Source organism: Oryzobacter terrae, assembly GCF_042756445.1.
In the GTDB taxonomy this organism is placed as follows: Bacteria; Actinomycetota; Actinomycetes; order Actinomycetales; family Dermatophilaceae; genus Oryzobacter; species Oryzobacter terrae.
Window position 1 is genome coordinate 1,644,939 of the sequence record NZ_CP170578.1, and the last position, 15,478, is coordinate 1,660,416.

Sequence of the window (15,478 nt, forward strand, 5' to 3'; positions counted from 1 at the left end):
GCCTACGGGGCGATGGCCGTCCAGAGTCCCAGCGGGTCGAGCACGTCCTCCATCCACTCCTGGACGTCGGCGGTGTCGACACGGTAAGGGAAACCTTGACCGCCACAGCTGTAGTTCTTCACCCACGAGTTCACCGCGATCACGGTGGACGAGTCGCCGGCGAAGATCGGCCCGCCGGAATCGCCGAAGCACGTGCCGACGCGGCCTCCGCCGAAGTTGGACGCGAGCTGGAGGTTGTAGCCGGCCGTGTTGGTGTTGAGGGCGTTGATGATGAAGGTCTTCCCCGTCAACCGCTCCCGGTAGGAAAGGGTGTTGTTCCCGTTCTTTCCGTTGGTGCGGGTGACGCCGTAGCCCGAGACGGTGACGACGGCGTCGATGCCCGTTCCCAGGGTGTCCGCGTAGCCGACCGGGGCGAGGGTGCCGTAGGTGTCGATGTCCGGGTAGACCGCCTCGACCGCACCCGGTTCCAGCACGATCAGCCCGGCATCGTGCGTCTCGGGGATGCCGGAGAGGTCGGTGAAGCCGTAGTTGAAGAGCTGGTCGGAGGTCACCCCGCCGCTCTCGGGGTAGCCGGAGGAGGCGGGAGTGCCGGTGACCGGGTCGTAGTCGGCGCCCGCGTCCTGCTCGAACCAGATGCGGGCCAGGGCCGCGACCGTGCCGTCGTCCTCGGCCGCCACGCAGTGGCCGGCGGTCAGGAAGACCTGGGGCGACAGCAGGGTTCCCGTGCACCGATGCAGGAAGGTGCCCTCTTCGTCGTAGAAGCCCACGAGGCCGACGTACTCGTGCTCGAAGTCCTTGACGACGTTCGGGCCGGTCACCGCAGCGGAGGAGGGGGCCAACAGCGTGATGCCTGCCGTCGCCAAGGTGAGGGGCAGCAACACCCAACGACTGAACTTCTTCATCATCTGTCGCTCCTTCGCGGTGTGATGAGGGCTTCTCCCTGGACCGTCGAACAAGAGGTCAGGGTGGTGAACCCGCGGGTGAGGCACATCGCCGAACTGGACCACCGCAGGATGTGGTTCGCCCTCGCGATGACCTGACGGCGGCGAGGCCTGCTCACCCTGCGCTGTGACCTGAGGATCCTCGGAGACCCTTTCCTTCGCCAACCTCGTCCTCCGAAGGTCCGGCGTCAAGAGGGGGAACTCCACGTTCTCTCAGGTGAGGGAGCCGTGAGCACCGGGACCAGGCGAACTCCGGCGCGGGTGCCCGGTGGGCGGTGCCGCTCGTCGGGCGTGCGTCGTCGGTGCAGGTGGGTGCCGCGAGCCGCACGACCCGTCATGTCACACTCGACGCAAGCCCATGCAATCCCCCGAGCGTGTGGGCCCAGCGTTCCAGGGTCGAGGCCCCGCCGGCCTCCCCTGGGACGCGCTCGCGCGAGTCGTCGCAGCCCCCGCTCGACGGTCGACCTGTCGCCGATCGTGCACCGCGCGCGGAACCAGCGCAGCGACGTCGTCGACGGCCACCGCAGCGCCGGCACCGACACCGCCGTCCACCCCAAGGTGCGGAAACCGCGCGGCGCCCAGGCTCACAAGTCGGACCCAAGGCTGAGGCAAGGACCGGGCCGCAAGGTCGTCCTGACCAACCCCCTCACCCCGGAGGCATCCCCGTGAACGATCGTCCTCAGCTCCTGTCCGGCCAGACGCATGTGGCCCTGGGACCAGCCAACGATCGCCTGTCCCTCTTCTCCGTGGTCGTGCTGGTCGCGAACGCCCTTGCGACGACGCTGGCCACAGCCGTCAACTGGCCGTCGCAGTTCGGGGGTGTGGTGGGGACCGACGCGGGTCAGGAGTGGCTGTCACGTGGCACGGCGATCTCCGCCCCGCTGGCCCCGGTGGCGTGCTTCGTCCTCATCGCGATCCTGGTGCGTTCCGGCAGCTGGGCGGGGTGGGTCGGGATCGGCCTGGCCTTCCTGACCGGCGGTCTGGTCCTCGTCGGGGGAATGGGCGAGCTGGTCGCTGCGCCCACCGGCGAGGTCGGGCGGGCGGTCCTCATCACGGCGGGTGTGCTCTGGGCCGTGGTCGCCGCGACCTTCGTCGTCCTGGCCATCGCCGCCGTTCGAGAGCGGCTGGCCCATCGCGACGCCACACCAGTGGCTCGCCTGCTGTGACCACCGCCCGGCTGCCGGCGGTGGGCATGCTCTGTGGCGCAGACCCTTCGTCCGTCCGGAGATGGAGGACAGGGGTTTCGGTAAGGACGAGGTGGAGCTGGTGTAGATCGTCGGCTGATTCTTGTCGTTTCGGTGTCGGTTGATCCTTGACACTCCCGGTGTTCAGTTTGTCGTGCGTGGTGTTTTGGTCAAGGCGCCTCCGAGGGGTCGTTTGTTGCGGACGGGTCCGGTGCTGTCGCGGGGGACGGTCCGCAGGAGCTCGTTGCCGATCCAGAACTGCAGGATGTCGGGGCCGACGTGGACGTCGCAGCGTTCCCCGGCGCGGTGGCGGCCGACGGAGACCTGTTGCCAGGACACGCAGACCACGCCAACGGTGGAGACCTTGCGGGCGACCCAGTCCGGTCCGGACCGGTCCGGGATGGTGCTGACCTGGCGTCGTGGGCCGGTGCCGTAGCGCTCGGCGGGGGTGGCCATGTCCAGGCCTTGGTGTGGGCGGTCGGTGTTGTAGGCGCTCACCCAGGCGTCGAGTCGTTGTTGGGCGTCGGCCAAGGTGGAGAACGTTGCGTCGGTGAGGAACTCCGCACGCAGGGAGCGGTGGAACCGCTCGATCTTGCCCGTGGTCGTCGGGGAGCGCGGCTTGGTCAGCAGGTGCTCGATGCCGTTGACGCGGCAGATCCGGTCGAACAGGACCTCGGTGGGTGGATGGTTGAACCGGCCGGTGAACACCTTGCCGTTGTCGGTCAGGATCTGTTCAGGCACCCCGTGCGTGGCCAGCGCCAGCTCCAGGGCGTCGCACACCGCCTGGGTGCGTTCACGCACGATCAAGCGGGCGCTGACGCAGAACCGGGAGTGGTCATCGACCCCGGTGACGCATTTGACGCTGGAGCCGTCGGCCAGGCCGATCCCGCCGACCACGTCCATCTGCCACAGCTCGTTCGGGCGTGCCCGTTCCCACCGCTTCCACGCCCGCTGCTCGCGCCGGCGCCGCCCGGGCTCGATCACCCCGGCCCGCCGCAGCGCCCGGTACACCCCCGACTCACTCGCGACCAGCCCGGCCTTGGCCAGCTCGTACACGATCCGCCGTGGACCCCCCGGATGCCGGCGCCGGGCCTCCAACACCGCGACCTCGACCACCACACCCATCTGGTGCGGACACGAAGCCGGCCGGTGCGACCGGTCGGCCAACGCCTCCAACCCGCCGTCCTCGTAGCGCGCCAGCCACGAATGCACCGACTGCCGCGACACCTGCCACGATGCCGCGACCTCGGTGACCGTGCGCCCATCACTGATGACCGCCAGAACCGCCTTGTACCGCTGCTCAGCCACACTCATCTCCCTCATCAAGGGAGCGTCAAGGATCAACCGAAGCAACTGTCAAGCCTCAGCCGAAACAACGTCACGCATCAACCGAAGCCCAACCGTCAAGCATCAGGCGCAGCAATACAACGAGGTGGAGCTGGCGGGGGGACTCGAACCCCCAACCCCCTGTTTACAAGGACCCGGTGGTTTCGTCCCTAACCCGCCTTGACCTGCACGAAGGCTGCCTGCGCTCGTCCCTGCTATCGCACGTGCGACCCGGTTGCGATAGTTATGCACAGCGTTGTCCACAGATGGCCGCTGTTCCGTGCGATTCGGGAATGCCCGCCGGGCCTTCATCAGGTCTGGCGATCATGGGGTTGAGGACGGTGCAACAGGCGACGGGGTCGAAGGGCCCAAGGGGCGCTTGTCTTGCGAACATCAATCCGTCTTCAGTCGGGAGGGCTGACGGCCGCACGAGCCACTCCCGTAATGGTCCGAACGAGCAGCCGCTCTGCCGGCGGTCGGCGCATGCACCAAGGCGACCTGAATGACACGCCGACTGTCGACAGGTCCTCGCAGCGAGAGGAGTCTTGGGATCAGGGGCGGAAGGCCGAGACGGGGCGGTCCAAGGCGCCATCCGTGATCGGAACCGTGCCCAGTCTGACGGCTCGGAGCAGGGTCGCGTGGTCGGCTTCAGTCTGGTCGGCGTAGGCACGAGCGAACTGCGCCATGGCTCGGTCCAGCTTGTCGGATCGTCCTGCATAGCCCGCGATCATGGAAGCACCACTGGTGCGCGCGTGCCCCTTGGCCAGCAGATGGCCGACGATCCCCGCGTAGTCCTCCAGCCCGGCGGGATCGATCGCGTCCAGCGGGACGGTGCCTTTCATGTTTCGGAACTGACGGACGTAGTACTGGCGCCCGTCGACTGAGGTCCAACCAAGCAGGGGGTCGCTCACCGTCTGCAGGGCCTGCTGATACTCCACTACCCGCTGACCTTGGTGATCGTGCCAAGCGGACTCGCCGTGCACATGCCTGGCCAGCACGGAACGACGCGCCTGCTTCAACTGCAGAAACAACACGTCGTCAGCGCTGCTGCCCTCGAGCAGGGCGACGTACGCCCGCAGTCCGACGCTGCCGACGCCGACGACCTTCTGAGCGATGTCCACCACGGTGTAGCCGCCCAGAACACGACGCCAGTGAGGCGCCAACGTGTCGAGGTACCCATCGAGTCCGGCCGCGATCTGCTCGGCGTCCTGGTCTGGGACGCGTGTCATCAGAGGTGGCTCGTTCACGAGCCGTCGACGTCCCTCACGTTCACGGGTGAATCTCGGAAGCGCCCTGTCACTCGTGCGGCCGCGAGCGCGCTTCACCGATCGGGAGATCTCCGCCCGAAGCGACTTCTCGGTCGCGGTTTCGTGCAGGCGCTTCACATCCAAGCGGTTGTAGGAACGCAGTAGCAGTGGCTGCTCGGCCAAGAAGGTCACCTCGCTGCGATAGGCGGCGACACAGGACATGACTGAGGCCGCGCACTCCTCCTCGCTGCACGAGTTCTCCCGACCCGCGACCCAGATGCTGGCGACGAGCCGGCGAAGGTCCCACTCCCAACTGCCTGGATGGGCTTCGTCGAAGTCATTGAGGTCGATGACGAGTTCGCCTTCGGGCGACGCGTAGAAGCCGAAGTTGCCGAGGTGGGCGTCGCCACAGATCACCGGGTTGATCCCGGTGGAGGGAAGCCTGGCAACGTCTTCAGCCATCACAACGGCGGTGCCACGCAGGAAGCCGTACGGCGAGCCGACCATGCGGCTGACGCGGATGGGAATCAGCTCGTTCAGTCGACCCTCGTGTGACTCTCGGATCATCTGGACAGGGTCGCGCCGACCCTCTTGCGGCTCCCAGTGCCCCAGTGCCTTACGGGGCACGCTCGCGCGCAGACCCTTACCCATGGCGAATCGCTCGTGCCGTGAGGTGGGTCGCTTTCTCAAGGACCCGAACGCTTCGCTGTCTGCGTGGGCAAGGACGTTGTGGGGTCTGGGGCCAGTAATCACGCTCGCACCTTCGCTAACCCTCGCCTCGACGGATCACGCGGCAGGTCGTTCGGGATTCTAGAGGCCTCAGCAGTGGGCGCAGCTGCTGCAGTTGACTCCCGAGGAGAACACATGGGCCCCGTAAGCCGGCTCTCATGATCCAGATCTGTCCCCAAGGACCGTGTCAGCGCAGAGTGATCCAGATGGTCTTGAGTTCCGTGTACTGCTCAAGGGCCTCGATGCCGTTGTCGCGGCCACCGAACCCGGACATCTTGTACCCGCCGAAGGGGGTCGTGATATCCCCCTCGCTGTACCCGTTGACCGCGACGGTGCCCGCCCTCACGGCTCTCGCGGTCCGCAGGGCCACGTTGATGTCGTTGGACCAGACTGTGGCCGCGAGTCCGTATGAGGTGTCGTTGGCGAGGCGCAGCGCCTCCTCGATGTCGTCGAAGGCCAGGACGGACACCACTGGGCCGAAGATCTCCTCGCGGGCAACCGTCATTTCAGGTTCCACGTCGTCGATGACTGTCGCTCCGGTGAAGTAGCCGCCGGACTCGGGGTGCAGCCGGCTCCCTCCGGTGACGACTCGGGCGCCGTCGGCCTTGGCCTGTTCCACATAGGCGAGCACCCGCTCGAGCGCTGCCGGCTCGATGAGCGGACCGATGGAGGTGGCAGCGTCCGTGGGATCGCCGACGGTGCGCTTCTCGGCCTCCACTGCCAGGGCGGCCACGAAGTCATCCTTGATGGAGCGGTGGACCAAAATTCGGGACCCAGCGCTGCAGTTCTGCCCGGCGTTCCAGAAGGCGGCTTCCGCGAGGTCGGCAGCGACGAGTTCGAGGTGGTCGCGGGTGTCGGCCATCACGATCTGGGGGCTCTTGCCGCCGCACTCGAGCACGATCCCCTTCAGGTTGGACTCGGCCGAGTACCTGAGGAACTCTCGTCCGACTTCTGTTGACCCGGTGAAGGTCACCATGTCGACGTCCGGGTGCAGACCGAGGGCCTTACCTGTGACGTGGCCGAGTCCCGGGATGACGTTGAAGACTCCGTCGGGCACCCCGGACTCAGTGGCCAGTTCCGCGAGGCGCAGTGTCGTCAGTGATGCGAGCTCCGGGGGCTTGATGACCAAGGAGTTGCCGGTGGCGAGAGCTGGGCCGATCTTCCACGCAAGCATCGCCATGGGGAAGTTCCAGGGAAGCACGGCCCCGACGACGCCGACGGGCTCGCGCACGATCAGTCCCAGGTGATCGGAACCGGTGGGGGACGTCTTGCCGAACACCTTGTCAGCCGATTCGGCGTACCAACGCAGGGTGTTGAGCACATCCGGGACGTCGAAGTCCCGGCAGTCGGTGATCGGCTTGCCGGCGTCGATGGCTTCGGTGAGGGCCAGTTCCTCGGCATGTGCTTCGATCAGATCGGCAAAGCGCAGCAGGACACCCTTGCGCTCGGCCGGGGAGATAGCGCTCCAGGTACCTGCGTCGAAGGCGCTGCGGGCGGCAGCCACGGCGCGGTCCACGTCAGCCGTGCCGCAAGCGGCCACCGTCGCGATCACGTGGCCCGTGGCCGGGGCCACTGCATCAAACGTGGCACCGTCGATCGCGTTGACGAACCGTCCGTCGATATAGGCCTGGGTGCGAACGGTTTTTGGCAGTGCGGTCATTGAATGCTCCTTCTCGGTCAGTTGAGCTCAGTCAGCGAAAGCCGGGTAGACGGTGTCTCTGACCGCCTCCCACTGGCCCCTCAGTTCGGTGTAGGCCGTGGTGGTGACGGGATCTGGTTCGACCGGCGGCGCTAGCTCGAGCACCACGGCCAACGCGTCGTGCAGGGTCGTGAACAGCCCCGTGCCCAGCCCAGCGAGGATGGCGGCACCGATCGCGGGCGCCTCGACGCGAAGTGAAGGTGTCACAGGCTGGCCCATGACGTCGGCCTTGATCTGGTTCCAGAGGTGGCTGCGAGCCTCCCCGTCAGAGATGGTCATCTGGCCAAGTTGGTGGCCACGGGTGAGGAGCACCTCCAGGAGGCCGGGGTATTGGTAGGCGATCCCTTCGAGCGTCGCTCGGGTGAAGTGGGCTCGACGGTGGTGGCCGCCGATGCCGTGGTAGACGGCGCGCGCGTTGTCGTCCTGTCGTGGGACCGAGGCACCTTCGACGTAGGGGAAGCACGACAGTCCCTCGCTCCCCCGGGGGACCTCGGCGGCCTCGGCGATGAGCTGCTCGTACGTCATCCCATCGCCGAACACGCTGCGGAACCACCGCAGCGTGGTGCCGGTACCGGTCGCGACGAGCTCGTGGAGATAGCGGTCAGGCACCAGGTGGGGCATGAGCCCGATGAGTCCGGTTGGGTCGAACTGGGGTCCGTCCCCCACAACCCGCCAACTCATCGATGACCCCGTTCCGATGCTGATGTCGCCCCGGTTGACGACCCCGGATCCGAGCGCTGCCGCGGGGTCGTCGCCGCCACCTGCGACCAGCACCGTGCCGGGGAGCAGGCCGATGGCACCCGCGTTGTCACCCAGGGTTCCGCGCACCTCCCACGGCTGATACCGCACATCGGGCAGCAGGCTCCTGGGGATGCCCGCCTCAGCGCACGTTGCGGCGCTCCAGTCCTGGGATCGCCAGTCGTTGAGGATGCTGCGCGTCGGCCCGGTCGGGTCGGTGCCGATGTCCCCGGTCAGCCGGTAGGCCAGGTAGTCCTTGGGCTGCAGCGCCCACGCGACCCGTGCCCACACGTCTGGCAGGTGCCTCTTGGTCCACACGAGGTTGGGCAGCACCAGGCCCGGTATTGGCAGGGTCCCGGCTCGCGCGATCAGCTCCGAGCGCCCCAGTCCGTTGTAGAGGTCTGCTGTCTCGGTGGGGTCGCGCCGGTCGGTCCAGTGAATGGTCGGCCCAAGCACCGTGCCGTTCTCGTCAAGGAGGACGGCGACGTCGCGTTGCCCGACCACGCACAGGGCCCGCACCTGACTGGCGGGTACCTTGGCGTGGGTCAGGAGCTGGGGCACTGCTGTGGCCAGAGCCCGGTACCAGTCGTCGGGGTCGTTCTCGGCCCACCCTTGGTGCGGCCGGTGCATCGGGTAGCTGCGTTCGGCCACCGAGACCACTCCGCGGTCTGGGTGGACAAGCACGGCTTTCAGCCCCGAGGACCCGATGTCGGCTCCGACGACGTAGCTGCTCATGACGCGCAGGCGTGCTCCGGGCCGGGAAGGGGTGCCGGTGTCGGCAGGGGTTCGGGGGCGCCGGGGAACTGGGCGCGCCAGTAGGAGGCGATCCACTCCACCTGCTCGGCCGGAAGCTCGCGGACGTCGTGGCCGAACGACTTGGCGGTGAGGAAGACCTCGCAGGCGCCTTCCACGACGGCGGCGGTGTGGAAGGCGTGCTCGAGGTCGGCGCCATAGGCGAGGAGACCGTGGAATTCCAGGAAGGTCGCCCCGCGGTTCTCGAGTGCCGGCTTGGTGTAGGTGTACATCTGGTCGGTCTCGGGCTGCGAGTACGGAGAGGTGACGACGGCTCCGCCCGTGGCCTCGCACAGGCCGGTCAGGATCGGCGGCAGGGTCCAGCCGAGGTTGGCGAACGTCATGACGGCCTTGCCGTGGGTGTGCACGACGCTGCCCACCTCCGGCCGGTTCTTGAGGATCATCGTGTGCATCTGGACCTCGGAGGTCGGCGGGCGCGAGCCGTCGACCAGGTTGCCGTCAAGGTCGACGATGGCGATGTCCGGGGGCGTGAGGAGGTCGTACTGCGTGGAGGCCGGGGTGCAGGCGACGAGCCCGGGCTCCCCCGGGACACGCACCGAAATGTTGCCGGCCGTGGAGTACACGAGGCGTTCGGCCTGCAGCTTCTTGGCGTAGGTGATGACCTTCTCGCGGATCTCGAGGTGCTTGACCTTCATCAGGATTCCTTCCTAGCGGGACTTGCGGTTCGAGCGGGCCACGGCGGCGACGCCCACGATGGTGATAAGCGCGGCAGCGACCGCAGCTGGTTTGGCGACGAGCCGCAACAGGGCGGGGACGTCAGACGAGGAGATGCTGACGGTGGCGGGCCAGGCACCCATCACACCGTCCACCTGAAGTCCACCCTCGCTCAGACGGATCGAGCGCGCCTCGAAGGGCATGTCGCCGATGGGTGAGCTGACACGCATCACTTGTCTCCGTTCTTCTCGAGCCAGGCCTTCGTGGCGACGAGGCCGGCCGCGTACCGCCCTTGGACGGAGAGGGGTTGGGTGGGCTGGAGGTATGTCACGCCGGATGCGCCGTCGAGCAGTGCACCCTCGACGTTGCGATTGGGCCGGGGGTCGGCAGCGAGAATGACGGCGTCACAGGCCAGCCGCCCCCGCCCGGAGGGGGTCTCGAACTCGAGGGCTGCGACCCGGGTGGTGCCGTGGACGGTCAGGCTGCCCGCAACTGAAACCACCTCGTCCCCCCATGTCGGCGGACTCGTGGCGTCGTCGAGCAGGTGCAGTGCGGTGACCTTGGTCCCGAGTCGTCGGCACGCGTGCGCCACGTGCGAGGCCCACGGGCCGTCACCGACAATGACGGCATGGTCCCAAAGCCGAACCCGTGCCTGAAGTAGATGCTCCGCAACGGTGGCGGGCAGGACACCCGCGGGTCGCTCCCCCACGACCCCCAGGTTCGCCGCCGTGGCAGGACGCAGCCCGCCGGCGATGAATAGGTGACGGCCGGGAAGGCTGTCGACTAGCCCGGGGCCCGTCACGAGGAGGGCAGCGCCATCCCACCTCAGGGCCGTCTGCCCGAGCCGGAGGTGCGCACCAGCGTCCTTGAGGGCCTTCGTGTATGAGAGGACATCCGGGTGGTCCCACCCAGCCGTCCCTCCGGTGACGGGAATGCGGTCAAGGACGAGTGTCGTCCCGCGAGCGGCGAGGGCGGTGGCGCAGCCCATCCCGGTGGGGCCAGCGCCGACGACCAGGTAGTCCGCTGTCACGATCCCACCGTCCCGCGAGAGGTCTGGCGCACGTCGGCCGGTCCGGACTGGGTGCGGAGCGCTGTCATGAATGAGACACCAGCCATGCACAGCGACCCCTGGCACCGGCCGTAGGTGGCACCGGTCCGTTTGCGGACACCGTCGACCGACACAGCCGGAACCGGGCACTCGAGCGCACGATTGATCTCGGCTGCACTGACGTGCTCGCAGGCGCACACGACCTGCCCGTACGCCGGATCCGTCGAGATGAGGACGGCGGGATCGATCGCGGTGCGCAGGCGCGGGGACGGCGGCAGGACCGACGTCGTGTCAGCGCGGTCCTTTGCCTCGAGCCCTGCCTCACGCAGAAGGTGGAGCGCGAGGTTGGCAGCAGCCGGCGAGATGCTGACCCCAGCGGATCGATCGGTGCAGTGGAGAAGGTTGTCCACGCGGCTGTCGAAGCGGAGCCGATGCTGTTCGTCGCTCGCCGGGCGGTTCGCCGCGAAGGTCTTGATGATCATGTCCGGAGTCAGCGACGGCACCAGGCTGGTTGCGCTCGAGATGAGCTCGGCCACGGTCGCGGCGTCAGTTGCCCGGTCCTCCGGGTCGGTCAGGTCGTGCGCGGTGGGACCGAGGAGTGCCGAACCGTGAGTCGTTGGAACGACGTTGATGCCCTTGGTGGTGGGTGAGTGTGTCGAGAAGACGATGTGGGACAGCCGCTGAGCGAAGGCGCGGTCGACGACGGCGTACTGTCCCTTGCGCGGCCAGTAGTGGAACGGCTCGCCACCGGCGAGTTCGGATACCTTCCCGGCCCCGACGCCGGCCGCGTTGACGACGAACCGCGCTCGCACCCGACCATTCGGCGTGCTGACCACGCTGAATCCGTCATCCATCCGTTCGATGTCCACGACGCGCGATCCGAGACTCACCTGCGCGCCGTTCGTCGCGGCCAAGTTTGCGTACGCCACGGTCAGGGCCATCGGGTCGATAACGCCTTCTTCCGGCATCCACAGCCCAGCCACACAGTTCTTGGAAACCAGGGGCTCGGCGGACCGCACCTTCTCGGCTGTCCACAACTCGCCCGGAACGCCGGCCTCGGTCAGCTCCTCGAGGGTGTGCTCGAGGGTGGCGGCCTCCTGCTCAGAGCGAGCGACCATGACCGCTCCGATGCGGCGGTAGGGGACACCCAACCGGTCGCACAAGGACTCCCAGCCCGGGTAACTCTGGTTGATGAGGTCGGTCTCGAGCGTGCCGGGCGGCCCGTAGTAGGAAACGGCGACGCCGGCGTTGCCCTTGCTCGCCCCTTCGCAGACGTCGGATTCGGCCTCCAGGAGCCGCACGGAGGCGGTTGTCGCAGCCACTCGAGCGGCTACGGCCGTCCCTAGGACGCCACCGCCGATGACGAGCACGTCGACATCGTTGGAGGGATGGGGGCGGTTCGTCGTCACGCCTTCATCCTCTCCTCTCGGGGTTCGGTCGCCGGAGGACCTAGCCATATGCGCCACATCGCGGATGTTTGAACTGAGCGTGTCATATGTTCGTGCGAACGTCAACTCTTGACTTTCAATCACCTCGACTGTTCACTGCTCTACACACAATGGTGTGCCCAGCGTCGTTCGGGCACGAGACATGAAAGAGGTCTCCATGAACACAGTCCTTCCCCCGGACGCCTCCGACGAGGAGCACCTGGCTCGCCTCGGTTACAAGCAGGAGCTCGGGCGCAGCCTCGGGTCGTTCTCGACCTTCGCTGCCGGGTTCGCGTTCATCTCCATCCTCACGGGGGCGTTCCAGCTCTTCCCCTTCGCCTTCGGCACTGCCGGGCCCGCGTTCTGGTGGACGTGGATCATCGCGTTCGCCGGACAGATGCTGTTCGCGCTCTGCTTCGCCGAGCTGTCAGCGCACTACCCAATGGCCGGCTCCGTCTACAACTGGGCGAAGAAGGTCGGCGGCCCCACGTCGTCGTGGCTGGCTGGCTTCGCCCTGACCCTCGCGCTCATCGTGTCCACCGCCGGCGTCGGTCTTGCGCTTCAGTTCGTCCTCCCGGCGATCTCGGACGTCTTCTGGATCTATGGCGACGGAAGTGGCCAGTACGACGCCGCGACCAACGGCGTCATCCTCGGGGCCTGCGGCATCATCCTTGCGACGATCGTCAACGCGTTGGGCAACAAGGTCGCGGCCGTGGTGAACAACCTCGGAGTCAGCGTCGAGCTCGTGGCCGCAGTCGTGATGATCGTCGGATTCTTCTTCGCCGCGAAGCGAGGACCTCAAGTGGTCCTCGACGACCTCGACCGAGGCAGCGCAAACTCTCTCGGCCTTCCAGGCGCGATGCTGATGGCGCTGTTGCTCGGGTGTTACATCATGTGGGGCTTCGACACTGCAGGTTCGCTTGGGGAAGAGACCGTGAATCCCCGCAGGAAGAGCCCACAGGCCATCTTGCGTGCCTTGGCTGCAGCCGGCATCTCCGGTGCCTTGCTGATGCTGGGAGCGCTGATGGCCGTCGGCGACCTCAACGCGGAGGAGTTCGCGTCTGGAGGACTCACCTATGTCGTGGAAAGTGTTCTAGGTGAGACGCTCGGCACCCTCATGCTCGTCTGCGTCGCGTTCGCAATCTTCGTTTGCATCCTTGCCAACCAGACAGGCGCCATGCGGATGATCTTCGCGATGAGCCGCGACAACGCCCTGCCCGGGAGCGCTCGGCTCGCGACCGTCAACAAGGTGACGAAGTCGCCGGTCCTCGCGGCCGTACTCGTTGGCGTGATCGCAATCCTGATCCTTCTCGCCAACATCCGCCAGCCGCAGATCTTTCTGGTCGTCACAAGCACCACGGTGGTTCTGGCCTTCATCGCCTATGTCGTCGTTGCGGGCGTGTTCGCTCTACGACGGATCCGCGGGCAGTGGATCGACGACCCCCGGTACTTCCACCTTGGGCGTTGGGGAGTTCCAGTCGCTGTCAGCGCCGTTGTTTGGGGGGTCGCGATGATCATCAACATCGCGTGGCCCCGGCAGGCCGTCTACAACCCTGTCGAGCCGTTCCACTGGTACCTGCAGTGGGGTGCGGTCCTGTTCGTCGCGGTCGCGCTCGGACTCGGCCTCGCCTACTACTGGTTCGTCCAGCGCCACAAGGTCGGCATCCTGGCCGCCCACGCATCGGAGTCCGGCGCCGCGCAGCGTTCGCTCACCGACGACGCCTTCGACCGTCGCTGACGTCGTTTGCTAAGCGGGCGGGTGGGCGACCTCAGGGTCGCCCCCCGCCCGTTCGCTGTGGTTGCCGCCGTGGAGAGCGGCTCAACACTGTGCAATGACCACACCAACACCGCTGTCGCGCAGTGCTTTGAGCTCGTCCGGATCCGCATCTGCATCGGTGATGACAGTGTGGACGCTGGCAATCGGAGCAATGGCAGTGAAGCCTCGGCGGCCGATCTTGGAGGAGTCCGCCACAACGATCGTCCTGCGGGCCCGCCTCACGATGATGGTCCCGATCTCGGCGACCAGGTGGTGAGGCGTCGTCAGACCATCCGCCGCGCTGATCCCGTCACACCCGACGACCGCAACGTCGGCACTGATGGCATCGAGGTCCGCAACGGCCTGGGGACCCACGAACGACTGGTAGTCCGGCAGCAGAAAGCCCCCCACTACGACCAGGTGCGGCTCCGGCCAAGCGCTGACCTCGTTGAGCATCGGCAGCGATGCCGTCAGCCTCGCTGTCCAAGAGATCTATTCGCTGCGTCGTTCAGGGTCGTCCGATCCGTCGAACAGCCGTCAGACAGCGTCGTGGGGCCGCCGCCGACCCATGCGGTAGGCGACGTCGGCACGTAGTGCCGACAGAGGCTTCGCCGGTTCAAGCGGTTCGCCCTGGGGTGGTCGAACGTCGCCGGGGTTGGGTGACGGCCATGTTCGATGATCCACGGTGTGGGCAATCGCCCACCATTGGCGATGTTCGAAAATGGTGGTAGCGCCGGCGCGACGGTCGGGCCCTAAGACTCTGCTGGTGGCCCCAGCCGCTCACGGGAGTCCTCCCCCGCCAACGCCTCCACGTTGGTGACGGCAGCCCAGCATCTCGCCTTGAGAGGAGGTACTATCGGTTAATACTGCTGCGAGAGTATGTCTTTCGCAATTGCTCTCCAGTGGTCAAAGTCGAGCGCGGCCGTAGCGGCGGGAGAAGTCTCGGGTAGCTCCAAAAAAGGTGCGCAGCTGCTCAGCCCTTCGCCACGACGACCTGAATACCGCAGTCGCGAAGCGCCTTCAGCTCGTGAGGGTCGGCTGCTGCATCGGTAATGACGGTGTGAACATCGGCGATCGGCGCGATGGCCGTGAAGCCCCGGCGGCCGATCTTCGACGAGTCTGCGACGACAATCGTCTTGCGGGCACGCGCAACGAGAAGGGTGCCGATCTCCGCGACCAAGTGGTGTGGCGTCGTCAGACCCTCCTCGGCGGTAATCCCGTCACAGCCGACGACCGCCACGTCCGCACTTAGGGCGTCCAGGTCCTGCACGGCCTGCGGCCCGACGAACACCTGGTAGTCGGGGAGGAACAGACCACCGACCACAACGAGATGGGGGTCAGCCCAAGAGCTCACCTCGTTGACCACCGGCAGGGAGGGCGTGACAGCCGTCATCACCGCACGTTGGGCGGGGCTGATCGCCGCGGCAACGCGAGCGACCGTCGAGCCCGAGTAGAAGAAGACGACCTTCTCGTGCTCCAGCATCTCGGATGCTGCTCGCGCGATCTGGGCCTTTGCTTGAGGGTTGCGCTGCTCCGCGTCAGCGTATCGGGGGGACATCGTCGCGGCCCGGGCTCGTCGAGCTCCGCCGCGCACGCGGACTAACAGCCCCTTGTCCGCCAGGGCGTTGAGGTCGCGGCGCAGGGACATCTCCGTCATCTCGAACTGGTCGGCGAGCTCCTTGACGGCAACAAACTCCTGCTCCTGCAAACGCTGCAGGATCCACTGCCGACGACCGGCAGTGGGCGTCCCCCGCCCAGTCTCCTCGTCGGCCATCGTGGGCGCGTCGTCGCGGCTCATCAACCCTCAGCCTCTCGTCCTGACCCGCCACGGAGTCTGTTCGCGGGGTGTTCGTAGCGTGATCGTAACCCACAATCCGGCGCGTCAGCACAATGCGCACGGCGCGCCCGCGGAGGCG

Annotated in this window: 13 protein-coding genes; 2 read left to right on the forward strand and 11 right to left on the reverse strand. The window is 67.0% G+C overall.

The features are described 5' to 3' along the window. Positions 1–2: 2 nt before the first annotated feature. Entirely contained in the window at positions 3–1,007 is a 1,005-nt protein-coding gene (locus tag ACFWN3_RS07670) for a trypsin-like serine protease (protein ID WP_377644947.1), read from the reverse strand. A gap of 680 nt (positions 1,008–1,687) precedes the next feature. Here ACFWN3_RS07670 and ACFWN3_RS07675 point away from each other — a divergent pair. After that, a complete protein-coding gene (locus tag ACFWN3_RS07675) occupies positions 1,688–2,107 on the forward strand; it encodes a hypothetical protein (RefSeq protein WP_377644949.1) in 420 nt (139 codons plus the stop codon). Positions 2,108–2,269: 162 nt separating this feature from the next. Here ACFWN3_RS07675 and ACFWN3_RS07680 read toward each other — a convergent pair whose 3' ends face one another. The 8 genes from ACFWN3_RS07680 to ACFWN3_RS07715 all read right to left on the reverse strand — a co-directional run bounded on the left by ACFWN3_RS07680 (position 2,270) and on the right by ACFWN3_RS07715 (position 11,788). Next, on the reverse strand, positions 2,270–3,448 hold the full coding sequence (locus tag ACFWN3_RS07680) for an IS481 family transposase (RefSeq protein WP_377645556.1): 1,179 nt from the start codon (positions 3,446–3,448) through the stop codon (positions 2,270–2,272). 554 nt (positions 3,449–4,002) lie between these two features. Continuing rightward, positions 4,003–5,265, reverse strand: a complete 1,263-nt coding sequence (locus tag ACFWN3_RS07685) for a DUF2252 domain-containing protein (RefSeq protein ID WP_377644950.1) — start codon at positions 5,263–5,265, stop codon at positions 4,003–4,005. Between the two features lie 349 nt (positions 5,266–5,614). Next, the gene (locus ACFWN3_RS07690) at positions 5,615–7,087 is read right to left on the reverse strand and encodes an aldehyde dehydrogenase (protein WP_377644952.1); all 1,473 of its coding nucleotides are present in this window, start codon (positions 7,085–7,087) and stop codon (positions 5,615–5,617) included. 27 nt (positions 7,088–7,114) lie between these two features. Next, complete coding sequence (locus tag ACFWN3_RS07695) at positions 7,115–8,599, reverse strand: xylulokinase (RefSeq protein WP_377644954.1); 1,485 nt, start codon at positions 8,597–8,599, stop codon at positions 7,115–7,117. Beyond that, positions 8,596–9,312 (reverse strand): class II aldolase/adducin family protein, encoded by a 717-nt coding sequence (locus tag ACFWN3_RS07700; RefSeq protein ID WP_377644956.1) that lies wholly within the window; start codon positions 9,310–9,312, stop codon positions 8,596–8,598. The genes ACFWN3_RS07695 and ACFWN3_RS07700 overlap by 4 nt, the downstream gene beginning before the upstream one ends. Positions 9,313–9,324: 12 nt before the next feature. Then, positions 9,325–9,564 (reverse strand): hypothetical protein, encoded by a 240-nt coding sequence (locus ACFWN3_RS07705; RefSeq protein WP_377644958.1) that lies wholly within the window; start codon positions 9,562–9,564, stop codon positions 9,325–9,327. Then, positions 9,561–10,361: an FAD-dependent oxidoreductase gene (locus ACFWN3_RS07710; protein WP_377644960.1), complete on the reverse strand. Its 801-nt coding sequence runs from the start codon at positions 10,359–10,361 to the stop codon at positions 9,561–9,563. Before ACFWN3_RS07710 ends, ACFWN3_RS07705 begins: the two co-directional genes overlap by 4 nt. Further along, positions 10,358–11,788 (reverse strand): NAD(P)/FAD-dependent oxidoreductase, encoded by a 1,431-nt coding sequence (locus tag ACFWN3_RS07715; RefSeq protein WP_377644962.1) that lies wholly within the window; start codon positions 11,786–11,788, stop codon positions 10,358–10,360. The genes ACFWN3_RS07710 and ACFWN3_RS07715 overlap by 4 nt, the downstream gene beginning before the upstream one ends. A gap of 196 nt (positions 11,789–11,984) precedes the next feature. On the opposite strand from ACFWN3_RS07715, the gene ACFWN3_RS07720 reads away from it, so the two are divergent. Continuing rightward, a complete protein-coding gene (locus tag ACFWN3_RS07720; RefSeq protein ID WP_377644964.1) occupies positions 11,985–13,544 on the forward strand; it encodes an APC family permease in 1,560 nt (519 codons plus the stop codon). An 81-nt stretch (positions 13,545–13,625) separates the two neighbouring features. Here the strand turns inward: ACFWN3_RS07720 and ACFWN3_RS07725 are convergent, their stop codons facing one another. Together ACFWN3_RS07725 and ACFWN3_RS07730 are read right to left on the reverse strand one after the other, a co-directional pair. Then, positions 13,626–14,054 carry a DeoR/GlpR family DNA-binding transcription regulator gene (locus ACFWN3_RS07725; RefSeq protein ID WP_377645558.1) on the reverse strand — a complete coding sequence of 143 codons (429 nt, stop codon included), beginning with the start codon at positions 14,052–14,054 and terminating at the stop codon, positions 13,626–13,628. Positions 14,055–14,535: 481 nt separating this feature from the next. Next, positions 14,536–15,360 carry a DeoR/GlpR family DNA-binding transcription regulator gene (locus tag ACFWN3_RS07730; RefSeq protein WP_377644966.1) on the reverse strand — a complete coding sequence of 275 codons (825 nt, stop codon included), beginning with the start codon at positions 15,358–15,360 and terminating at the stop codon, positions 14,536–14,538. Positions 15,361–15,478 lie beyond the last annotated feature (118 nt).